Source organism: Caballeronia sp. LZ003 (assembly GCF_031451465.1).
Taxonomy (GTDB): domain Bacteria; phylum Pseudomonadota; class Gammaproteobacteria; order Burkholderiales; family Burkholderiaceae; genus Caballeronia.
In genome coordinates this window covers 313,376-335,661 of the sequence record NZ_JARUXJ010000001.1, presented here as the reverse complement: position 1 = coordinate 335,661, position 22,286 = coordinate 313,376, and the positions used below count along the sequence as shown (strand labels likewise).

19 protein-coding genes are annotated in these 22,286 nt (G+C 61.2%); 4 read left to right on the top strand and 15 right to left on the bottom strand.

Annotation, left to right across the window (positions count from 1 at the left end):
* Positions 1-159 precede the first annotated feature (159 nt).
* The gene (locus QCE79_RS01590; protein ID WP_309841332.1) at positions 160-1,062 is read left to right on the top strand and encodes a class II glutamine amidotransferase; all 903 of its coding nucleotides are present in this window, start codon (positions 160-162) and stop codon (positions 1,060-1,062) included.
* A gap of 71 nt (positions 1,063-1,133) precedes the next feature.
* Here the strand turns inward: QCE79_RS01590 and QCE79_RS01585 are convergent, their stop codons facing one another.
* From QCE79_RS01585 to QCE79_RS01560, 6 genes are all read right to left on the bottom strand, one after another.
* Positions 1,134-1,859 (bottom strand): amino acid ABC transporter ATP-binding protein, encoded by a 726-nt coding sequence (locus QCE79_RS01585; RefSeq protein ID WP_244826983.1) that lies wholly within the window; start codon positions 1,857-1,859, stop codon positions 1,134-1,136.
* Positions 1,856-2,533 carry a glutamate/aspartate ABC transporter permease GltK gene (gene gltK / locus QCE79_RS01580; RefSeq protein ID WP_244826982.1) on the bottom strand — a complete coding sequence of 226 codons (678 nt, stop codon included), beginning with the start codon at positions 2,531-2,533 and terminating at the stop codon, positions 1,856-1,858. Before gltK ends, QCE79_RS01585 begins: the two co-directional genes overlap by 4 nt.
* Positions 2,533-3,273: an amino acid ABC transporter permease gene (locus tag QCE79_RS01575; protein WP_250462988.1), complete on the bottom strand. Its 741-nt coding sequence runs from the start codon at positions 3,271-3,273 to the stop codon at positions 2,533-2,535. Before QCE79_RS01575 ends, gltK begins: the two co-directional genes overlap by 1 nt.
* Positions 3,274-3,342: 69 nt before the next feature.
* Entirely contained in the window at positions 3,343-4,236 is an 894-nt protein-coding gene (locus QCE79_RS01570) for a glutamate/aspartate ABC transporter substrate-binding protein (protein ID WP_244826980.1), read from the bottom strand.
* Between the two features lie 309 nt (positions 4,237-4,545).
* Positions 4,546-5,859 (bottom strand): Glu/Leu/Phe/Val dehydrogenase, encoded by a 1,314-nt coding sequence (locus tag QCE79_RS01565; RefSeq protein ID WP_244826979.1) that lies wholly within the window; start codon positions 5,857-5,859, stop codon positions 4,546-4,548.
* Between the two features lie 109 nt (positions 5,860-5,968).
* Positions 5,969-6,940, bottom strand: a complete 972-nt coding sequence (locus QCE79_RS01560) for a LysR family transcriptional regulator (protein WP_244826978.1) — start codon at positions 6,938-6,940, stop codon at positions 5,969-5,971.
* A 373-nt stretch (positions 6,941-7,313) separates the two neighbouring features.
* Between QCE79_RS01560 and QCE79_RS01555 the strand changes: the two genes are divergently transcribed.
* Positions 7,314-8,702 (top strand): MFS transporter, encoded by a 1,389-nt coding sequence (locus QCE79_RS01555; protein ID WP_309841327.1) that lies wholly within the window; start codon positions 7,314-7,316, stop codon positions 8,700-8,702.
* Positions 8,703-8,725: 23 nt separating this feature from the next.
* On the opposite strand, the gene QCE79_RS01550 is transcribed toward QCE79_RS01555, so the two are convergent.
* Positions 8,726-10,609: an ABC transporter ATP-binding protein/permease gene (locus QCE79_RS01550; RefSeq protein WP_250462979.1), complete on the bottom strand. Its 1,884-nt coding sequence runs from the start codon at positions 10,607-10,609 to the stop codon at positions 8,726-8,728.
* Positions 10,610-10,823: 214 nt separating this feature from the next.
* On the opposite strand from QCE79_RS01550, the gene QCE79_RS01545 reads away from it, so the two are divergent.
* Positions 10,824-11,219, top strand: coding sequence for an acyl-CoA thioesterase (locus QCE79_RS01545; protein WP_244826974.1), 396 nt, complete (start codon positions 10,824-10,826; stop codon positions 11,217-11,219).
* 15 nt (positions 11,220-11,234) lie between these two features.
* On the opposite strand, the gene QCE79_RS01540 is transcribed toward QCE79_RS01545, so the two are convergent.
* A complete protein-coding gene (locus tag QCE79_RS01540; protein ID WP_244826973.1) occupies positions 11,235-11,714 on the bottom strand; it encodes a nitrate reductase associated protein in 480 nt (159 codons plus the stop codon).
* 203 nt (positions 11,715-11,917) lie between these two features.
* On the opposite strand from QCE79_RS01540, the gene fdhD reads away from it, so the two are divergent.
* Positions 11,918-12,745 carry a formate dehydrogenase accessory sulfurtransferase FdhD gene (gene fdhD / locus QCE79_RS01535; protein WP_309841322.1) on the top strand — a complete coding sequence of 276 codons (828 nt, stop codon included), beginning with the start codon at positions 11,918-11,920 and terminating at the stop codon, positions 12,743-12,745.
* Positions 12,746-12,772: 27 nt separating this feature from the next.
* Here fdhD and QCE79_RS01530 read toward each other — a convergent pair whose 3' ends face one another.
* From QCE79_RS01530 to nudB, 7 genes are all read right to left on the bottom strand, one after another.
* Positions 12,773-13,537 carry an enoyl-CoA hydratase gene (locus tag QCE79_RS01530; protein WP_250491769.1) on the bottom strand — a complete coding sequence of 255 codons (765 nt, stop codon included), beginning with the start codon at positions 13,535-13,537 and terminating at the stop codon, positions 12,773-12,775.
* 57 nt (positions 13,538-13,594) lie between these two features.
* Positions 13,595-14,794: an acetyl-CoA C-acyltransferase gene (locus tag QCE79_RS01525; RefSeq protein ID WP_309841319.1), complete on the bottom strand. Its 1,200-nt coding sequence runs from the start codon at positions 14,792-14,794 to the stop codon at positions 13,595-13,597.
* A 27-nt stretch (positions 14,795-14,821) separates the two neighbouring features.
* Positions 14,822-17,251 (bottom strand): 3-hydroxyacyl-CoA dehydrogenase/enoyl-CoA hydratase family protein, encoded by a 2,430-nt coding sequence (locus QCE79_RS01520; protein WP_309841317.1) that lies wholly within the window; start codon positions 17,249-17,251, stop codon positions 14,822-14,824.
* 372 nt (positions 17,252-17,623) lie between these two features.
* On the bottom strand, positions 17,624-19,411 hold the full coding sequence (locus tag QCE79_RS01515; protein ID WP_250525370.1) for an acyl-CoA dehydrogenase C-terminal domain-containing protein: 1,788 nt from the start codon (positions 19,409-19,411) through the stop codon (positions 17,624-17,626).
* 69 nt (positions 19,412-19,480) lie between these two features.
* On the bottom strand, positions 19,481-20,158 hold the full coding sequence (locus QCE79_RS01510) for a TetR/AcrR family transcriptional regulator (RefSeq protein ID WP_244826967.1): 678 nt from the start codon (positions 20,156-20,158) through the stop codon (positions 19,481-19,483).
* A 293-nt stretch (positions 20,159-20,451) separates the two neighbouring features.
* On the bottom strand, positions 20,452-21,729 hold the full coding sequence (locus QCE79_RS01505) for a phosphatidylserine/phosphatidylglycerophosphate/cardiolipin synthase family protein (protein ID WP_250525398.1): 1,278 nt from the start codon (positions 21,727-21,729) through the stop codon (positions 20,452-20,454).
* Positions 21,729-22,205, bottom strand: a complete 477-nt coding sequence (nudB, locus tag QCE79_RS01500) for a dihydroneopterin triphosphate diphosphatase (protein WP_244826966.1) — start codon at positions 22,203-22,205, stop codon at positions 21,729-21,731. Before nudB ends, QCE79_RS01505 begins: the two co-directional genes overlap by 1 nt.
* Between the last annotated feature and the right edge of the window lie 81 nt (positions 22,206-22,286).

The window sequence follows — 22,286 nt, the reverse complement described above, 5'->3', positions numbered from 1 at the left end:
GGGAGATCTAAAGACCTGGCAAAAACATCCGTGGAAAATTGACAACGCCGCGTTTTGCCCGACGCCGTTCGAATTTTGGATGACTGCCCCGGTGATATGCTTGTCGGACGTATTGTAACAACGGGCTCAATGCCCTTACCGGCTCTCGCTTTCAGCAACATGTGCCAACTTCTCGGAATGAATTGCGCCGAACCGACCGATGTGACGTTCTCGTTCACCGGGTTCGCCGCGCGTGGCGGGGTCACGGATCACCACGCGGACGGCTGGGGTATCGCGTTCTTCGAGGACAAGGCGTGCCGGCTTTTCATCGACCATGAATCGTCCGCCAAGTCGCCGCTCGCGGAGATGGTGAAGCGCTATCCGATCAAATCGAAGAACACCATCGCGCATATTCGCAAGGCGACGCAAGGGCATATCCTGCTGGAAAACTGCCATCCGTTCCTGCGTGAGTTGTGGGGACGGCACTGGATCTTCGCGCACAACGGCGATCTCAAAGACTACGCGCCCGAACTGAACGGCCTGTATCAACCCGTCGGCAACACAGACAGCGAGCTTGCCTTTTGCACGCTGCTGGAAGGTTTGCGCAAGGCGTTTCCGCGCTCGCAACCGCCGCTGGAAGAATTGTTCGACGCGCTCGCTTCGCTCACAGGCGAGATCACGAAGCACGGCGTGTTCAATTTCCTGATGTCCAACGGCCAGGCGCTCTTCTCGCACTGCTCGACGCATTTGTACTATCTGGTTCGCAGTTGGCCGTTTTCGACCGCGCATCTGATCGACGCGGACATGTCGATCGATTTCGCCAAGTACACGACGCCGGAAGATCGCGTGGCGGTCATCGCCACCTCGCCGCTCACCGATAACGAAGTCTGGACGCGTTTTACGCCCGGCGATCTCGCCATGTTCCAGAAAGGCGCGCTCTCGCGCACGGTGAACATTCCGGTGCCGGATGAAGTCGCGAAGAAGGCCGCCGAGCCGCTTGCCAAAGCGTGCGTGGGATCGGCACTGAAGATCGAGGAAATTCAGTCGACGGCGTCGGTGGAAACCGAACTCGGGATCGAATAAAACGAATCGAACGCTGAATATAAACGGCCTTCCTCACGGAAGGCCGTTTTGCATGACGCCGCTAAAACGCGTCAATGCAGGATTTTCGCCAGAAAGTCCTTCGCGCGATCCGACTTCGGATTCGCAAAGAACGCTTCCTTCTGGTCGTCCTCGACGATCAATCCCTTGTCCATGAAGATCACGCGATGCGCGACCTTCTTCGCGAAGCCCATTTCGTGCGTCACGCACATCATGGTCATGCCTTCCTGCGCGAGTTCGACCATCACGTCGAGCACTTCGTTGATCATCTCGGGATCGAGCGCGGAGGTCGGTTCGTCGAAGAGCATGGCAATCGGGTCCATCGACAGCGCGCGGGCAATCGCCACGCGTTGCTGCTGACCGCCCGAGAGCTGGCCCGGAAACTTGTCCGCGTGCGCGCGCAGGCCCACGCGATCGAGCAGTTTGAGACCCTTCGTCGTCGCTTCGTCGTTCGAACGGCCCAGCACCTTGATCTGCGCGAGCGTCAGGTTCTGCACGATCGACAGATGCGGAAACAGCTCGAAATGCTGGAACACCATGCCGACCTTCGAACGCAGCTTCGAGAGATTGGTCTTCTTGTCCGTGAGCGATTGACCGTTGATGGTGATCTCGCCCTTCTGAAACGGTTCGAGCCCGTTCACGGTCTTGATGAGCGTCGACTTCCCCGAACCCGACGGGCCGCACACCACGACGACCTCGCCTTTCTTCACTTCGGTCGTGCAGTCCGTCAGCACCTGGAACTGCCCATACCACTTGGAAACATTCTTGATAGAGATCATCTTGCGACCTTTTTCTGAAGACTTTTTACGAGTGCCGATGCCAACACGCAAACCACGAAATAGCACGCGCCGGCGAACAGCACCATCTCGACGGTCGTGCCGTCGCGGTCGCCGATGTTCGTCGCCGTGCGGAAGAAGTCCGCGAGACTGATCACGTAGACGAGCGACGTATCCTGGAACAGGACGATCGCCTGCGTGAGCAACAGCGGCACCATTGCGCGGAAAGCCTGCGGCAGCACGACGAGTTTCATCGCCTGGCCGTAGGTCATGCCGAGTGCGAACGCCGCGTTCACCTGACCGCGCGCCACCGCCTGAATGCCCGCGCGAATGATCTCCGAATAGTACGCAGCTTCGAAGAGCGAGAACGCGACCATCGCGGAAGCGAGGCGAATGTCGATATCGGCGGATAAGCCGAGCACATTCTGCAGCAACTGCGGCACGATCAGGAAGAACCACAGCAACACCATCACGAGCGGAATCGAGCGGAACACCGTGACGTAAGCGCTTGCGAACCACTGCAAGGGCTTCACGCCCGACAGACGAAACAGCGCGAGCACCGTGCCCCAGACAATGCCGATCACGATGGCGAGCACCGTGATCTGCAGCGTGATGATGGCGCCCGTCCACAGCGTGGGCCACGCGCCCACAATGCCGCTCCAGTTGAATTGATGCATTACTTGCCTCCGATGTAGCCAGGCAACCGGGTTTTCGCTTCGACCCAGCGCATCAGGTTCATCACGACGAGGTTGATGAGCATGTAAGCGAGCGTCACCGCGATGAACGACTCATACGTCTGCGCCGTGTAGTCGACGAGTTGCCGCGCCTGCGCCGAAAGGTCGAGCAGACCGATGGTCGACGCGACCGCCGAATTCTTGAACACGTTGAGGAATTCCGACGTGAGCGGCGGCACGATGATGCGATAAGCGACCGGCATCAACACATAGCGATACGTCTGCCATTGCGTGAAACCCATCGCGAGACCCGCGTTGCGTTGACCAGGCGGCAGCGCGCTGATGCCCGAGCGCACCTGTTCGCACACGCGCGCGCCGGTGAAGAGTCCGAGACAAATGATCGACGAGGAAAAGAACTGCGCCGATGGCGGCAGTTGCTTGAACCAGTTGCCGATGGAAGGCGGCAGCAACTCGGGTATCACCAGATACCAGACGAAGAACTGCACGATCAATGGAATATTACGGAAGATCGCGACATAGACAGTGCCGATGGCCGCCAGGAAGCGATTCGGGACCGTGCGCAAGATGCCGAACAACGAGCCGACCACAAGCGCGATCACCCAAGCCGCGAGCGACACGGTAATCGTCACCCAGAAGCCGGAAATCAGCCAGCCGAGATACGTGGTGGGCTCGCCGGTCGAAACCGGACTCAGCAGAATGCCCCAGTTCCAGTGGTAAGACATGGACCTCACTCCAAAAAGAAACGGAAGAAGCAAGCTCCTTCCGTCTCGTTCGCTCGATAGTCGAACCGGTTAGTCGATTACTTTGTCATTCGGGCTCTTGAAGAGAGCCTTGATGTCGTCGCTTTCCGGGAAGTTGAGGTTGAGGCCCTTCGGCGGAATCGGGCTTTCGAACCACTTCTTGTAGATCTTGTCGGCGTCGCCCGAGGTTTCCACCTTGGCGATGGCGTCGTCCACGACCTTCTTGAACTCGGGGTCGTTCTTGCGCATCATGCAGCCGTACGCTTCATGCGATTGGGGCGCGCCGACGATCACGAAATCGTTCGGCGTGTTGGACTTGGCGCGTTCGCCCGCGAGCAACGCATCGTCCATCATGAACGCTACGGCGCGGCCGGTCGACAGCGTGAGGAAGGACTCGCCGTGATCCTTCGCGCTGATGATGTTCATGCCCATGCTCTTGTCCTGATTCATCTTGCGAAGCAGGCGCTCGGAAGTCGTGCCGGCGGTCGTCACGACCGTCTTGCCCTTCAGGTCCGCCCAGTCCTTCACGCCGGAATCCTTCTTGGTCATGAGGCGCGTGCCGATCACGAAAATCGTGTTCGAGAAGGCCACTTGCTGCTGACGTTCCGCGTTGTTCGTGGTCGAGCCGCACTCGAGGTCCACCGTGCCGTTCTGCACGAGCGGAATACGGTTTTGCGACGTGACCGGCGTGAGCTTCACCTTCAGATTCGGCATGTTGAGCTTCTGCTTGACCGCTTCCACGACCTGCAGCGCGAACTCATGCGAATAGCCGACGACGTTCTGCTTGTCGTCGTAGTACGAGAAAGGAATGGACGACTCGCGATGCCCCAGCGAGATCACACCCGTGTCCTTGATTTTCTTGAGCGTCCCGGCGTCTTGCGCGTGAGCGCTAGCCGCGATGAATCCGAGCGCGGCGATGAGCAGCGCAGCTTTTTTAATCTTCATGTGTTCGATCTCCTGTGGCAAAAATCGGGGCAAGTTTAGCAGGGTAATTATTCTGAAAGAATGATTGTTAACCCACTCTGTCTTATTTTCGGGATGTCGGCGGAAAGGTCACCGGCATTGGCGCTTGAGCACTTACTTCAGTCGAGCCGCGTCGCGACAGAAAACCGCGATGTTATAGCAATCCTCATGCAAATGCGGGCGACGTCCCGAAGGAGCGTCGCCCGCAAATTTCATCGATCGTTCATGCGGCACGCGTCATGCGAGCCGCTTGCCTCATGCCACATCCGACACGAGCGCGTGGCCATGCGATCAGGGATACAGGCCGCGCATTTCACGCGCCATGAGAATGCGCGTACAGGCCACGATGAAGGCCGCCGTGCGCACCGAAACCTTATGCTCGCTCGCCACTTGCCAAACCGCCGCAAACGCTTCACGCATGACACGTTCGAGCCGCTGGTTGATCTCGTCCTCGGTCCAGAAGAAGCTGGAGAAGTCCTGCACCCATTCGAAATACGACACCGTCACACCGCCCGCATTCGCCACCACGTCGGGGATCACGAGCACGCCCTTGTCGTGGAGGATGTCGTCGGCGGCCGTCGTGGTCGGGCCGTTCGCGCCTTCCACGACGATCTTCGTTCTGATCTTCGGTGCGTTCTTCTCGGTGATCTGGCCTTCCAGCGCGGCCGGAATGAGGATGTCGGTCTCGATGGTCCAGAACTCGTCCGCCGATACCGGATCGGCGCCAGCAAAGCCGCCAACGCCGCCGTTCTGCGCGACGTGCTCGGCGAGCGCGAGCGTGTCGATACCCTTCGAGTTGTACAGCGTGCCCGTGTGATCCTGCACGGCGATGACCCGCGCGCCCGCTTCCTGGAACAGCCGCGCCGCGATTCCGCCGACGTTGCCGAAACCCTGCACCGCGATACGCGCGCCTTCGATCTCAAGCCCCATGCGACGCGCCGCTTCCGAGCCGACGACGAACACGCCGCGCCCTGTCGCTTCCTTGCGGCCGAGCGAGCCGCCAAGCGCGATCGGCTTGCCGGTCACGACGCCCGTAGCCGTTTGCCCCTGGTTCATGGAGTACGTGTCCATCATCCAAGCCATGATCTGCTCGTTCGTGTTCACGTCCGGCGCGGGAATGTCCGTGTTCGGCCCGATGATGATGCCGATCTCGCTCGTGTACCGGCGCGTCAGACGTTCGAGCTCGCCACGCGATAGCATGCGCGGATCGACGCGAATACCGCCTTTCGCGCCGCCGTACGGCACGTTCACTGCCGCGTTCTTTACCGACATCCACGCGGACAAAGCCATCACTTCGGAAAGCGTCACGTCCTGGTGATAACGCACGCCGCCCTTGCCGGGACCGCGCGACGTGTTGTGCTGCACGCGATAGCCTTCGAAATGCGCGACGGTGCCGTTGTCGAGTTCGATCGGGCAATCGACTATGAGAATGCGCTTCGGGCGCTTGAGGGTTTCAAGCCAACGGGAGAGAGAACCGAGATACGGTGCGACGCGATCGACCTGCTGCAAGTAGTTGCCCCAGGGGCCGAGATCGTCGGCATGGAGGTACGACGGGATCGCGTGTTTGGCGTCCGGCGCTTGCAGCGAGTGCTTCGAAGAGGACAATTGATGCTCCAGCGGTGAAGGAATGCGCCCATTGTCGAAAAACAGCGTGCGCAATGCCAATGCCGTTTGCTCATTCGATCATGCGTTTCTTGCATAACGTTGCAAACGCTTATCCACCGGGCTTTTGCGCCGATGCATCGAGCACTTCTTCGCCTACTGCATCCCATAGCGCGCGGATCAACGCCTGACGCGGTTCCTCCCCTTGAGCGGCCAGTTTGTCGCGGTAGAGGCGGATCTCCATCGTCAGCGTGAACTGACCGGCGCTCGTGCCGCGTGTTCCCCTGTCGAGCCGGATCAGCTTGCCTTCTTCCACTGCGTCTTCGACCGCGCTGTGCGGCAGGAACGCGACACCGTGACCGGCAAGCGCCATTGCCTTGAGGCCTTCGGCCATGTCGGTCTCGTAGACCTTGTCGAGATAGAGGCGCGTGGGCGCCGTCGCGATGATCACCTCCGTCATGCGGCCGAGATACGCGTTCTGCGTGTAGGACAGATACGGCGCGGGCGCATCCGCGCTTGCGGGCAGCGTGTAGCGCGCGCGTCCGCCCTTGTTGGGCGCGGAGAATGGACTGATCGGTTCGCTACCGAGCGTGAGCATGTCGTAACGCGCGGGATCGAGCGCGACGGGATGACTCGGATGGTGATAACCCATCACGAGATCGCAGCCGCCTTCGACGAGCGACAGCACCGCGTCGTGCACGTTGAGCGCGCGCAAGCGTGTACGGATGCGCCCAAGCCGCGCTTCGACGTGTTCGAGCCAGCGCGGGAAATAAGTCAGCGACAACGTGTGCGGCACCGCGAACTCGATGGTCGCCGCGGGCACGCCGCCTTGACCGCGCAGCAGCATGCGGGCTTCGTGAAACTGCGAAAGCATGGCGAGCGCTTGCTCGTAGAAGACCTGACCGGCTTGCGTGAGACGCGTCGGATACACCGAACGGTCGATGAGCTCGGTGCCGAGCCACGCTTCGAGCGCCTGGATGCGCCGCGAAAACGCGGGCTGCGTGATATGCCGAAGTTCTGCCGAGCGGCTAAAGCTGCGCGTCTCCGCGAGCGAGACGAAGTCTTCGAGCCATTTGAGTTCCATCGTGGATGAGCGCCTTGCGCGCGCTATGCGGCGAAGAAAGCATTTTATAGGGATGCGCCCTGCACGCCCCATGAACCTCACGCAAGCGCGACGCACCATACCCATGCGGCTCGCGCACGAACGCGGTGCCGCAGCGCGCGCCTCGTCGCGTGGACATAAGGCGGGCAAGCGGCTCGCAAGCGTAAGCGGCACATGCCCTCAAGCCTCGCCGATAAGGGCGTCGCGCAGCCAGCCGATTGCGCACACATTTCTTTGGCATGGTGCTTGCAAATTTTCCTGGTCCCGCTCAAGCCGATTGCTCGCCTATGCGCTGCATGCTGATCGGTCAACCAGGCAGAAGCACTTCGCCACACGCCTACATCTGGAATTCGCAATGTCCAATCTGATCGCATCGCTCAAGAGCGGCAACTGGCGCTCGCTGCTCGCCTGTTTCCTGTACTTCGATACGGGCTTCACCGTCTGGGTGCTGTATGGACCGCTCGCGCCGTTCATCGGCCGGGACATCGCGATGACAGCGGCGCAGCAGGGCTTTCTCGTCGCGGTGCCGGTGCTCGCGGCGGCGATTCTGCGCGTGACGCTCGGCAACCTCTATCAATCGACCGATGGCCGTCGCGTCGCGCTGATGGGCGTGGTGCTCTCGTCGATTCCGTCGATCGTGCTGCCGTTGTTGCCCGGCGCGCCGTCGTATGCGCTCTTGCTCGTGCTCGGCGTATTCCTCGGCATGGGCGGCGCGAGCTTCGCCGTCGCGTTGCCGATGGCCGGCAGCAATTATCCGCCGAAGGTCCAGGGGCTGGTGCTGGGTCTCGCGGCTGCGGGCAACATCGGCGCGGTGCTCGACGGCTTCCTGTTCCCGCATCTCGCCGATGCGTTCGGCTGGCAGCTCGCCACCGCCGCAGCGCTGCCGTTGCTCGCGCTGACCGCCATCGCGCTGTACGCGTGGGCATCGGATCTCGGCGAGAAAAGCGGCAGCACAGGGCGCGCGCTGTCGAGTTTCACGGTGACGCTCGTGAGCCTCATCGTGCTGGTGCTGGCGGTAAGCGGCGGCATCTTCGGTGCAGGACGCACAGGCGTGTTGCTGCTGCCGGTGATAGGCGCGATCATCGCCATCGCGGTGTTGCCGGGCCGGTATCGCACCGTGCTGCGCGAGCGCGATACGTGGGTCATCATGCTCATCTACAGCATCACGTTCGGCGGCTTCGTCGGCATGTCGTCGTATGTGACGCTGCTGCTTACTTCGCTCTATCAGATGCCCAAGCTCGAAGCCGGGCTTTTCATGTCGCTGCTCGCGTTTCTCGGCGCGATCGTGCGGCCCTTTGGCGGCTATGTCGCGGATCGCGTGACCGGTGTGCGTGCGCTGCTCGTGCTGCTTGCCGTGATCGCCGTGGGCGACTTTGCCTTTGCTATCTGGATGCCGCCTGTCGCCGGCGGTTTGGCATTGCTGATCTGCCTGTATATCGCGTTCGGGCTTGGCAACGGCTCGACGTTTCAGCTCGTGCCGCATCGCTGGAAGGGCAAGACGGGCTTGCTGTCGGGGATCGTAGGCGCGGCGGGCGGTATCGGCGGATTCTATCTGCCGGTGGTGATGGGCATTGCGAAGGAAAGCACCGGCAGCTATCAGATGGGCTTCGCGACTTTCGGCGTGATCGCTACGTGCGCGTTCGGTGCGCTGTTCGTGCTGCGCGCGCAGTGGCTGCGTTGGTCATCGACGGCGGCGCTCGGGGCCGAAGGCATGGCGATGAACGGCGCGCATGCGATGGAGTAGCGCGTATTCCGAGGCGAGGGCGATCAAACCCCCGCCGTATCCCGCTGCCCCATCGCGGCGACATCATCGCTGCCGCGCTGCTGCTGAAGCGCCCACATTTGCGCGAAGAGACCACCCGCACGCAGCAGTTCCGCGTGCGTGCCGCGCTCCACGATGCGCCCGTGATCCATCACGATGATCTGCTGCGCATGCACCACCGTCGAAAGCCGGTGCGCGATGATAAGCGTGGTCCGCTCGCGAGCGATGTTATCGAGTTCATGCTGGATTGCGCGCTCCGACTTCGAATCGAGCGCGGAAGTGGCTTCGTCGAAGATGAGGATCGGCGGATTTTTCAAAAGCGTGCGCGCGATGGCCACGCGCTGCTTCTCGCCGCCCGACAACTTGAGGCCGCGTTCGCCGACCGGCGTGTCGTAACCCGCGGGCAGCGTTTCGATGAAGTCATGGATATGCGCCGCGCGCGCCGCCGCGATCACTTCGTCGCGCGATGCAGTGGGCTTTCCGTAAGCAATGTTGTAGTAGATCGAGTCGTTGAAAAGCACGGTGTCTTGCGGCACGATTCCAATTGCCGCGCGCAACGAATCCTGCGTCACGTCGCGAATGTCCTGACCATCGATCAGAATGCGGCCGCCCGCCGCGCGGTCGAGATCGTAGAAGCGAAACAGCAGCCGTCCCAGCGTCGATTTACCGGAGCCGCTATGACCCACCACCGCCGTCGTCGTGCCAGCGGGAATGGCGAAGTCGATGCCATGCAGGATGGGCCGCGCCGCCTCGTAGGCAAAGTTCACGTTCTCGAAGCGCACCGCCGCGCCCTTCACCGCAAGCGGCCGCGCATCGGGCGCGTCCGGCACTTCGCGGCCCGCGCCGAGCAGCGTGAACATGCGGTCGGTATCGGTCAAAGCCTGCTTCAGTTCCCTGTACACCACGCCGAGAAAGTTCAGCGGAATATACAACTGCAGCATGAAGGTGTTGATGAGCACGAGGTCGCCGAGCGTGAGCCGTCCGGCCATGACGCCTTGTGTCGCGCGCCAGAGAATGAACACGAGCCCCGTGCCGATGATCGTCTGCTGCCCGAAGTTGAGCATCGACAAGGAACGCTGCGACTGGATCGCCGCCGTTCTATAGCGCTGCAGGTTCTCGTCGTAGCGGCGCGCTTCCCACTCTTCGTTGCCGAAGTACTTCACCGTTTCGTAGTTGAGCAGGGAATCTATCGCGCGGGCGTTCGCCTTCGAGTCGAGATCGTTCATCGTGCGGCGAAAATGCGTTCGCCATTCCGTCACCTTCACAGTGAACACGATATACGTCACTAACGCGATGAACGTGACGATGGCGTAATACGCTTCGTACTTCGTCGCGAAGAAGGTGAGCACGAGCCCCACTTCGACGAGCGTCGGCAGAATGCTGTAGAGCGAATACGACACGAGTTGCTGAATGCCGCGCGTGCCGCGTTCGATATCGCGCGACATGCCGCCCGTTTGCCGCTCCAGATGAAAGCGCAGCGACAGCGCGTGCAGATGTCGAAACACCTTGAGCGCAAGCTGGCGCACCGCGCTCTCCGTGACCTTCGCAAAGAGCAGTTCGCGCAGTTCGGTGAAGATCGAAGTCGACAGCCGCACGAGCGCATAAGCGATTACCAGCAACCCGATTCCGCTAATCAGCACGAGCCCCGGCGCGTCCTGCGCGCGGCCAAGCGCGGTGAGATGCTGCACGGACGAGAGGCTATCGACGATATGCTTCATCACGATAGGCACGCCGAGGTTCGTCACCTTCGCACCGATGAGACACGCAAGCGCGAACGCCACGCGCACCTTGTACGTGGCGAGGTAAGGCAACAGCGAGCGGATCGTCTGCCAGTCGCGGCGCGAGCCCTTGGCAGGCGCGTCCGTCTCTCTCGTGGGGATGCGGCGCATGAGTCGTATTTTTCGGGCGCCTTCGGGCACGTTGCGCGGGGGCGGCGTTTCAGACGCTTGGGGTTCTTGCGGGAGCGCGATCTACGCGTGCTATCCCGGTACAATTCGCGAGACTCGCTGGCTTGCTGCTCGCGAGTCATCTATACATATGCATTGTCGCAGAAGGTTCAAGGCCCCGCTCACGGCCGCTGCGACGCAACACCGGACCCTTTCCATGCCCCAAGAATCCAGTCTTCCCCAAAAGCCGGTCGCCCTGCGTGTCGTCCCGCAGCCCGCCGACGCCAACGTGCACGGCGATGTCTTCGGCGGCTGGATCATGGCGCAGGTGGATATCGCGGGTTCCATTCCCGCGAGCCGGCGCGCGAACGGACGCGTGGCGACCGTCGCCGTGAACTCGTTTCTGTTCAAGCATCCGGTATTCGTCGGCGATCTGCTGAGCTTCTACGCGGACATCGTCAAGACGGGCAACACGTCGGTGACGATATCCGTCGAGGTCTATGCGCAGCGCATGAGTCTCGCGGAAGAAGTGGTCAAGGTGACGGAGGCGACACTGACCTATGTCGCCACGGATCGCGATCGTCGCCCGCGCGTGTTGCCCGCGCTCGATTGACCTTCTCGCAGACGTCTATTCGGTCAGGCCGAATTCGCGCATGGCCGGCAAGAAGTCGTGATTGAGTTTGTCTGCGTTGCGCGAGAGCTTGGCTAGCGCGTAACGCTGGAAGCGATCGAGCTTGCCCCAGCGCGACAAGCTCGGCGCGCTCACACCAGCTAGACTGCTCTGACGAATCACGGATTCAGGCACGGCATCGGCATGTGCCCAGACGGGATCGGTGTCGCGCTCGATTTGTTCCGGCGTGGCATTGGCATGTGTTTTCAGCATCTCCTCGAGCGCGAGATCGAAGTTCTTTTCGAGTTCCGCATCGTCTTCCACGGGAAAGCGTGCAAGCAACGCGCGATCTTCATACGGAAGCTGTTGCCATTCCTCGAGCGCGATACGCATGCCAAAGCGATCCAGATTGAAGCGCACGGCAAGCGGAATAAAACGCAAGTTGTCCGAGGATTCAACCTCGAAGCCGAAGAGACGAGCGGCGTCGTAAAGTCCCATGACGTTAGCCTCGTTGGATTGAGGGGCGCGCGCGGCGCGCATCGCCCGCTTAAGTTATTGTAGGGCTCTGAATCTGGCTGGAACCGTTGCAAATGAACCGCTGGCGCGCGCTTTAGAAAACGCGGACAGCATGACATGGCAGCAAGTGTCATACCCACACTTTACTTGAACGCGGCGGCCATGCGGTAAAGAAGGAGCAGCAAGTGAGTCGACTCGATACCGACGATCAACCCGGCTATGTCGAACGCAACGTGCGCAGACATCGCAAGGGCGAGAGCGCGATCGTCACGGATAACGTGGGCCAGGAATGGCCCGTTGCGCTCGTCTACAACGGCATTTCGCACGCGGTCATGATGTGCACGCCGCGCGATCTCGAAGCCTTCGCGGTGGGCTTCTCGCTGACGGAAGGTATTGTCGAGCGGGGCAGCGACATTCACGACATCGAAGTCTATTACCGCGATGAAGCAGACGCGCTGCCTCATGCCGAAGTGCACTTGCAAGTCGTGCAGCAGGCGTTCGTTTCGCTGAAGGACAAGCGGCGCGCATTGGCGGGCCGCACGGGTTGCGGCGTGTGCGGGATCGAGAGTATCGACTTGCTGGATTTGCAGCCCGAAGCCGTGCCGGATACTGGCTTTCTCGCGAAGCTCGCGCCCGATGCCATCGAACGCGCCGCGCGCGATCTGCCCGCGCATCAGCGGCTGACGAAGCTCACCGGCGGCCTGCACGCCGCTGCATGGAGCGACGAAACAGGCGCAGTGCTGCACGCGTTCGAGGATGTCGGCCGCCATAACGCGCTCGACAAACTCATCGGCCATCTCGTGCTGCAGCGTGTGGACACGACGCAAGGCTTCGTGTTTCTGTCGAGCCGCGCAAGCTACGAACTCGTGCGCAAGTCGGCGCGCGTTGGCGTTCCGATGATCGCGACTATCTCCGCGCCGACTTCGCTTGCCATCGCCATCGCGAAGAAAGCGAGCCTGAGGCTCGTCAGCTTCGCGCGCGAAAACAGCTTCGTCGAGTACGACGCGGACTGAGCGCGCTTCAGGCGTTTTGCGCAGGCTTTATTCGAACGCGCTGAAGTTCGGTTTGCGTTTCTCGAAGAACGCCTGAAACGCCTCACGCGCTTCCGGCGCGGCGAGCATGCGCGCAAAGTGCCCCGCTTCCTCGCCCATGCGCGCGGTGACTTCCGCCGCCTGTGCGCCCTTCAGCAAGGACTTGGTCGTGCGCAGCGACGACGCCGGCAACGCGGCCAGCTTCCTCGCCTTGCCAAACGCGTAGGCATCGAGTTCGGTGGCAGCGAGCACGCCGTTGACAAAGCCCATTTCGGTGGCTTCCTTGACATCGAACGCTTCGCCGAGCAGCAGCTTTTCCGCCGCACGCTGGTATCCGGCGATACGCGGCAACAATAGACTCGATGCCGCTTCCGGACACAAGCCGAGCTGCACGAAGGGCAGCGAGAACTTCGCGCCCTCGGCCGCGTAGACGAGATCGCAATGCAGAAGCATCGTCGTGCCGATACCTACCGCCACACCCGATACCGCCGCAACCACCGGCTTCGGCATCGCGCTCAGGCGGCGCAGGAATTGAAACACGGGCGCGTCCTGGTCTTTGGGCGGATCGTTGAGAAAGTCCTCGAGGTCGTTGCCCGCGCTAAAAGCGCCGCCGTTGCCGCGAATCAGCACGGCGCGCACGGAAGGATCTTTCTCGGCTTCGTAAAGACCGTCCGCCATCTCCTGATACATCGCAGCCGTGATCGCGTTCTTCTTCTCGGGGCGATTCAGCACGATGCAGAGCACGCCATCCGCGCGTTCGATGAGAATCTCCATCTTCCGTCTCCTGTCGTGATGGTCCGCTAACGCTCGACGCGCTGGCGGACCACGTCATCACAGCCGCTCGATGATGCCCGCAGCGCCCATTCCGGTGCCGACGCACATCGTCACCATGCCGTACTTCAGATTGCGGCGGCGCAGGCCATGTACGACGGTCGCCGCGCGAATCGCGCCGGTCGCGCCGAGCGGATGCCCGAGCGCAATCGCGCCGCCGAGCGGATTGACCTTCGAAGGATCGAGCCCGAGGTCCTGAATCACCGCGAGCGACTGCGCCGCGAATGCCTCGTTGAGTTCGATCCAGTCGATGTCATCCTGCTTGAGACCGGCGGCCTTCAATGCAGCGGGAATCGCTTCCTTCGGCCCGATGCCCATGATCTCCGGCGGCACGCCGCGCACTGCAAAGCTCACGAAGCGCGCGAGCGGCGTGAGGTTGAATTGCTTCAACACTTTCTCCGACACGACGATCAACGCGCCCGCGCCGTCGGAAGTCTGCGAACTGTTGCCCGCCGTCACCGAGCCCTTGTTCGCGAACACCGCGCGCAGCTTCGCGAGACCTTCGACGCTCGTATCGGCGCGCGGACCTTCGTCGAGCGTGATCTCGCGGGCATTCACGCGCACTTCGCCCGAAGCGAGATCGGGGAAGCGTTCGTTGAGCGTGTAAGCCGCGATTTCATCGGCGAATTCGCCCGCCTTTTGCGCCGCCAACGCACGCCGATGCGACTCCGCCGCGAACGCGTCCTGCGCCTCGCGGCTCACCTTCCAGCGCTCGGCCACGCGCTCGGCGGTCAGCCCCATGCCGTACGCAATGCCAACGTCCTCATTGCGATCGAAGATATGCGGCGACAGCGACGGCTTGTTGCCCATCATCGGCACCATGCTCATGGACTCGCAGCCGCCTGCGATCATCGCGTCGGATTCGCCCACGCGGATGCGGTCCGCGGCCATCGCGAGCGCCGTCAGACCCGATGCGCAGAAGCGGTTCACCGTCACGCCGCCGACCGTGTTCGGCAGACCCGCGAGCAAGGCGCCCATGCGCGCGACGTTCAGCCCTTGCTCGGCTTCGGGAATGGCGCAGCCGACGATCGCGTCTTCGATCACGCTCGTGTCGAGTCCGGGCACTTGCGCCACAGCCGAGCGGATGGCGTGGACCAGCAGTTCATCCGGGCGCGTGTTCTTGAACACGCCGCGCGGCGCCTTGCCAATAGGCGTGCGGCTCGCGGCGACGATATATGCGTCTTGCAATTGCTTGCTCATTATTTGCAGCTCCAATAGGTCGCGTGTTCAGTTACGAACCGGCTTGCCGGTCTGCAGCATGCCCATGATCCGTTCCTGCGTTTTCTGCGTGCCGAGCAACTCGACGAACGCGCGGCGTTCGAGCGCAAGCAGCCATTCTTCATCGACGAGACTGCCGGCTTCGACGTCGCCGCCGCACATGGCTTCCGCTATGCGGCTCGCGATTAGATAGTCGTGCTCGCTGATGAAGCGGCCATCGCGCATGTTGACGAGCGACGCCTTGATGGTCGAAATCGCCGAGCGGCCCGCCACCGGCACCTGTCTCACGCGCAAGGGCGGGCGGTAGCCGGTATCGGCGAGCGCGCGCGCTTCCTTCTTCGCGATGTCGAGCAACTCGTGCACGTTGAAGACGATGGTGTCCGTGGGCTTGAGATAACCCATCGCGCGGGCATCGAAAGCGGAGGTGGAAACCTTCGCCATCGCGGCGTTCTCGAACGACTTCTGCAGGAACTTGAGCAGATCGGTCGTTGCGTTGACGGCGTTCGCGGCATCGGCGGCGCGCAACGCGGCTTCCTTCAGGCCACCGCCCGCAGGCACGAGACCCACGCCTACTTCGACGAGACCGATATAGCTTTCGACGTGCGCCACGCGCTTGGCCGAATGCAGCAGCAACTCGCAACCGCCGCCAAGCGCGATGCCCGACACGGCAGCGATGACCGGCACATTCGCGTACTTCACGCGCAACATGCCTTGCTGGAACTTCTTCACGAACGGGTCGATGCCCTTCGCGCCGCCCATCATGAACGCGGGCATGGCTTCCTCGAGATTCGCCCCCGCCGAGAACGGACCGCCCGGCGCGCCGAGCGCAAGCGAAGTCGGCTGCCAGATCACCACGCCGCGATACGCTTTCTCGGCGAGTTCGATGGCTTGCGTGAGACCGTCGATCACGCCCGGGCCAATGGTGTTCAGCTTCGTCTTGAACGACACGATGACGACATCGCTTTGCTCGTCATCGAGCCAGGCGCGCACGCTTTCGGTTTCGAAGAGCGTCTTGCCGAAGGTCTTGGGATCGGCGCCGGTCTCGCCGACGAGCGGCGCGCGAAATACTTGCTTCTCGTACACGGACAAGCTCGAGCGCGGCACGAAGCGGCGTTCCCGCGGCGACCACGAACCCTCGCTCGTATGCACGCCGCCTTTTTCCGCGACGGGACCGTCGAGCACCCACGCGGGCAGCGGCGCTTTCGAGAGCGCCTTGCCTGCATCGATATCTTCCTGCACCCACTTCGCGATCTGCTGCCAGCCCGCGGCTTGCCAGCTTTCGAACGGCCCTTGATTCCAGCCGAAGCCCCAGCGAATGGCGAGATCGACGTCGCGCGCGTTATCCGCGATCGATTCGAGATGCACCGCGATGTAGTGGAACACGTCACGGAAAATGGCCCAGAGGAACTGTGCCTGCGGATTGTCCGTCTCGCGCAACAGCTTGAAGCGCTCGGCGGGCGGACGCTTCAGAATGCGGCCGACGAGTTCATCGGCCTTCGCGCCGCCATCGACGTATTGCGCGGTCTTCGGATCGAGCACCTTGATCGCGCGCCCTTCCTTGCGATAGAAACCGGCGCCCGTCTTCTGGCCGAGTGCGCCGTTTTCCACCAGTTTCGCGAGCACGGGCGGCGTGGCGTAGATGGGCAGGAAGGGATCGTCCGGCAGGTTGTCCTGCATCGTCTTGATGACATGCGCCATCGTGTCGAGACCGACGACATCCGCGGTGCGGAAGGTGGCGGACTTGGCGCGACCGAGACGCGAACCCGTGAGGTCATCGACCTGATCGAAGCGCAGACCGAACTTTTCCGCTTCGGAGATCACGGCGAGAATCGAGAACACGCCGACACGATTCGCGATGAAGTTCGGCGTGTCTTTCGCGCGCACCACGCCCTTGCCGACCACGCTCGTCAGGAACGTTTCGAGTTGATCGAGGATATGCGGTTGCGTGGTTGCGGTCGGAATAAGTTCGACCAGATGCATGTAGCGCGGCGGATTGAAGAAATGCACGCCGCAGAAGCGCGCCTTGAGTTCATCCGGAAAGCCGTTCGACAGTTCCGTGATCGAGAGACCGGACGTATTGCTTGCGAAGATGGCGTGCGGCGCGATGTGCGGCGAGACCTTCTTGTAGAGATCGTGCTTCCAGTCCATGCGTTCGGCGATGGCTTCGATGACGAGATCGCACTCGGCGAGTTTGACGATATCGTCTTCGTAGTTAGCCGGCTCGATGAAGTTCGCGTCGTCCTTGATACCGAGCGGCGCGGGCGAGAGCTTCTTGAGATTGTCGATGGCTTTGAGCGCGATGCCGTTCTTGGGACCTTCCTTGGCTGGCAGATCGAATAGCAGCACGGGTACGCGAGCGTTGATCAGATGCGCGGCGATTTGCGCGCCCATTACGCCGGCGCCGAGCACGGCGACTTTGCGAATGTTGAGAGTGCCCACGAATAAGCCTCCAAAAAAAGGGGTTGTGCGCGACTTGTATCGAATGGCTGCGCGCTACCCAATGAGCACCAAAACTAATGAACAAAACACGTTAGTCATTGGAAGTGCTCAATGGGCCTGTGATAAATAGCGGGAAACCGGTTGTTCTTCAGAAGGCGGGCTCGCCCTGAGATGAACCTGAGGCGTTGGACATTGGGAGCGCTCAAAGGGTTTGTGGTGAATAGCGGGGAACCAGTTGTGCTTCAGAAGCGGGTTCAGAAGCTGCTTTCTTTGGTGACTTTCTTTGCTGCTGCAAAGAAAGTTACCCCTCCGCCGGGGAGGCGGCTACTGCATGTAACCGCACGAAAGCAGCACAGGCTCCCCTAAAACAAATCAAAACAAAGCCTCGTCGTAATCCATCATAGGCTTGGCCCCCGCGCGAGCAGCACGAATAGTAGAGGCTGTCTCGGGCAGCAGCTTGGCGAAGTAAAACCGTGCAGTAGCGAGCTTGGCTTTATAAAAAGCATCGTCAGAAGAAGCGTTATCGAGCGCGACTCGAGCCATCCGCGCCCAAAAATAAGAAAACACCAAATGCCCGACCGTACGCAGATATGGCACCGCAGCCGCGCCCACTTCATCGGGATTCTGCATGGCTTTCATGCCGATCTCCATGGTGAGCTTCTGCACCTTGTCGCCGATATCCGCGAGCGGATTGATGAACTCCTGCATCTCCGGCTTGACGCCCTCTTCCTCGACGAAATCCGCGACCAGCTTGCCGAAGCGCTTCAACTTCGCGCCCATGTCGCCGAGAATCTTGCGACCGAGCAGATCGAGCGCCTGAATGGAATTCGTGCCTTCGTAGATCATGTTGATGCGCGCATCGCGCACGTACTGCTCCATGCCCCATTCGGAGATGAAGCCATGACCGCCGTAAATCTGCATGGCCATGTTCGTGCCTTCGAACGCGTTATCGGTGAGAAACGCCTTGATGACGGGCGTGAGCAACGCGACTAAATCCGCCGCCTCGCGACGCGCCGCTTCATCCGCGTGCGAAAGTTCCTTGTCGATATTGAGCGCCGCCCAATAAGCAAACGCGCGCCCCGCTTCGGCATAAGCTTTTTGCGTGAGCAGCATGCGCCGCACGTCCGGATGCACGATGATCGGATCGGCCGCCTTCTCCGGCGCCTTCGGACCGGTGAGCGAGCGCATCTGCAAGCGCTCTTTTGCATAGACGAGCGAGTTCTGATACGCGACTTCGGTGAGACCAAGACCCTGCATGCCGACACCCAGGCGTGCCGCGTTCATCATCACGAACATGGCGTTCAAGCCCTTGCTCTCTTCGCCGACGAGCCAGCCCTTCGCGCCATCGAGATTGATCACGCAGGTGGCGTTGCCGTGGATGCCCATCTTGTGTTCGATCGAACCGCACTTGACGCCATTGCGTTCGCCCAGTGCGCCGTTCGCGTCCGGCACGAACTTCGGCACGATGAAAAGCGAAATGCCCTTGGTGCCGGCAGGTGCGCCAGGCAGACGCGCCAACACGAGATGGACGATGTTCTCCGCCATGTCGTGCTCGCCGCTCGAAATGAAGATCTTCGTGCCGGTGAGCGCAAAGGAACCGTCGCCGTTCGGCTCGGCCTTCGTGCGCAGAATGCCGAGGTCGGTGCCGCAATGCGGCTCGGTCAGACACATCGTTCCGGTCCATTCGCCCGAAACGAGCTTCGACAGATACGTGCTCTTTTGCTCCGGCGTACCATGTGCGTGCAGACATTCATACGCGCCATGCGAGAGGCCGGGGTACATCGTCCAGGCCTGATTCGCGGAGTTGAGCATTTCGTAGAGCGCGTTGTTTACGAACGCGGGCAAGCCCTGTCCGCCAAACTCGGGATCGCAGCCGAGCGCGGGCCAGCCCGCCTCGACATACTGGCGATACGCCTCCTTGAAACCGGCGGGCGTGCGCACGACGCCATCGCCTTCATACGTGCAGCCCTCGCGGTCGCCACTCTGGTTGAGCGGAAAGACGACTTCGGCGCAGAACTTGCCGGCTTCTTCGAGCACCTGATTGATGGTGTCCGCGTCGAGATCGGCGTGCTTCGGCATGTTCTTCAGTTCTGCTTCGACATCGAGCAATTCGTGCAACACGAACTGCATGTCGCGCAACGGGGCGGCGTACTGTCCCATGAGTCTCTCCAGTTTCTTCGGGCTTCTCGTCAGGCGCCGCCAAATCGTTGTGCGATTCGTGCGGCGCCGCTAACGGCTATCGGGTTGTGGTGAAGCTAAAGTCGCCGTGGCGCCCACGCTTGCCGCGATACTGCTGTGCACGCGCGCGGTCGATTCCGGCGACTGATACGAATCGATCGTTTTTTCCAGCGCATCCCGCGTCAGTTGCACGGCTTCCGGCAAGTGAAGGAAGCGCGCGTCGTGATGCAGGCCCAGCGTGAAACTGTACAACTCGAAGAGCATCAGTTGCGGATCGGTATCCGGCTTCAAATGCCCCTCGTCCTTCGACTGGCGAATTGCGCGCAAGAGCGCCTCTCGCCAGGTCGTCACGCTGCTTACCAGTTGCTCTCGCACGGCGCTCGCCGCGCGGTCGTCGTACTCCACCGCGCCGCTGATATAGATGCAGCCCGTGGTCACCTCCTGGATACGCTTTTCCATCCAGCGATCCATCATGGCGCGCAGCCTCGGCAATCCGCGCGGCTCTCGCAGGCTCGGGAAGAACACTTCGTCCTCGAAGCGGCGGTGATACTCGCGTACCACTTCCACCTGCAAATCTTCGCGCGATCCGAAATGCGCAAACACTCCGCTCTTGCTCATTTGCATCCGCTCGGCCAGCAACCCGATGGTTAGCCCTTCCAGCCCGTCCCGGCTCGCCAATTCAAGCGCTGCGTCGAGAATCGCGGCCCGCGTCTGTTCGCCTTTTCGCATGATGTCTCTACCGTCCTCTCGTGACCCGATTTAAAACGAACGGCCGTTCTATTATTATGGCCAGTCGCCAATGAAACAAGAAAATTATTAGAAAACCGTTTCTAACCCGCCGCCAACGTCAATAGGATAAGTCTCAACATTAGCCGCTCGATTGTCCCTTTTTAATTGATAACTGCATGCTAGTGACTGCCCGAGTTCCCATTTTCTGAACCGGTCATGTTGCGGTGCATGAAGGAACAATTTGCTGCTGGTCAGCAGCAATCTACACGAATCGGGAGCCGAAATCGTAGTGATCAGTCGTATTGACCGATCGTGATGACTTTCATCATCAGACGATAAGTGTTGTAGGCGAACCAGCTCAGCATGCGCTCGGTGACGGGGCGCGCGGCGTAATGCTTCTGGTCGATAGGACGGCCTTCGTCGAAGGCGTTGAGGATAGCGTCGTGCAAACCGGCGATTTCCGGGTGATTCACGAGCACCATGTTGGCCTCGTTGTTCAAGACGAGACTGAGCGCGTCTAAATTGGAGGAGCCGATGGTTGCCCAGTCGGAATCCACGACGGCGACCTTGCCGTGAAGCATGGTTTTCTCATATTCGGCGATACGCACGCCGTGCTTGAGCAGGTTGCCATAGAGAAACGGCGTGGCGTAGTCGAGCGCCACGAATTCCTTGCGGCCAATCAGCAGTGAAACGCGCACGCCGCGCCGTGCCGCATACACGAGCGCACGCCGCAGTTTCCGTCCAGGCATGAAGTAAGGATTCGCGAGCAGCACTTCGCTTTCCGCATGCGAGATGGCACGCAGATACGCCTTCTCGATAGCTCGCCGGTTCAACAAATTATCGCGCGCGACGAAAGCGACGCACGGCTGATCGACGGCGTGGATTTCGCCGAGCTGGGCGCGTTTGCGCGCGCGCATCGAACGGCGCGCGCTCCAGCGGCTTTGCTGCGGCTCGGGCTCGCATCCCGGCTGGCGCGGCTGACGCGGTTTCACGCCAAGACGAATACGTTGCCATTGCAAATCGATCGCTTCGCCTACGTCCTTCACCACCGGACCTTGCGCTTCCATCGCGAAGTCCCAGCGTGGTTGTTCGAGGCGCGTGCCGTTCTGATCGTAATCGTCGACGATATTGATGCCGCCGCAAAACGCGTAAGTCTCGTCGACGATCGCGAGCTTGCGATGCGTGCGCGACCATCCTTGCGGCCCGAACAAAAGATGCGGATTGTAAATGCGATGCTCGACGCCGCTTTTCTTCCAGAGCGTGAACATCGGCAGTTTGCTGTCGGTGCCGATGCCATCGGTGATCACGCGCACCGTCACGCCGCGTTGGGCCGCGCGCACGAGCGCATCGGAGACGGCGCGGCCGATGTCGTCGTTGGCGAAGATATACGTTTCCAGCGACACCGACGTGCGCGCATTGTCGATGCGCTCTATCAACGCCGGGAAGAACTGCACGCCGCACTTGAAGATACGAACGTGATTGCCCGACGTGAAGCACAGACGCGACGGCCGACGGCCCGAGAAAAGCGCCTCGCGCAGCCGCTTGAATTTGCGTCGCGGGCGAATGTCCATCACCGGCTATGCGCCGCGAGGCGCTCGGGCAATTGCAGAATGGCTTCGCGGTTCGACCACGAGAAGCAGCGATCCGCGGCTTCGCGCAGAGGCAGCCACAAGTGTGAAGTGTGTTCGCGCGGCGCGAGTGTCACTTCGAGACAGTGCGGCACGAGCAGGCTGAACTGGTGTTCGGTATTGTGCGTGACGCCTTCGGCATAGCGATGCCGCCACCGCGGATAGATCTCGTACTGAATGCTGTGATTCCAGTCGAGCAACGCGTTCTCCGGCACGAGCGGACTGCCGATCACGATCCCCGTTTCCTCTTGCACTTCGCGCGCGGCGGTCTCGGCAAGCGGCTCGTCGATACGGTCCTTCGAACCCGTCACGGACTGCCAGAAGCCCTCGTGATCCGCGCGTTCGATGATGAGCACATCGAGCATTGGCGTGTGGATGACGACGAGTACGGATTCAGGGATTTTCGGCGGCTTGAGCATGACGGTTTATGCGCGCGTTTCATTGTGTGCCTCTATGGCGAATGACTGTAACGCAAAAACAGAAAAAGGCGCACTTGGCGC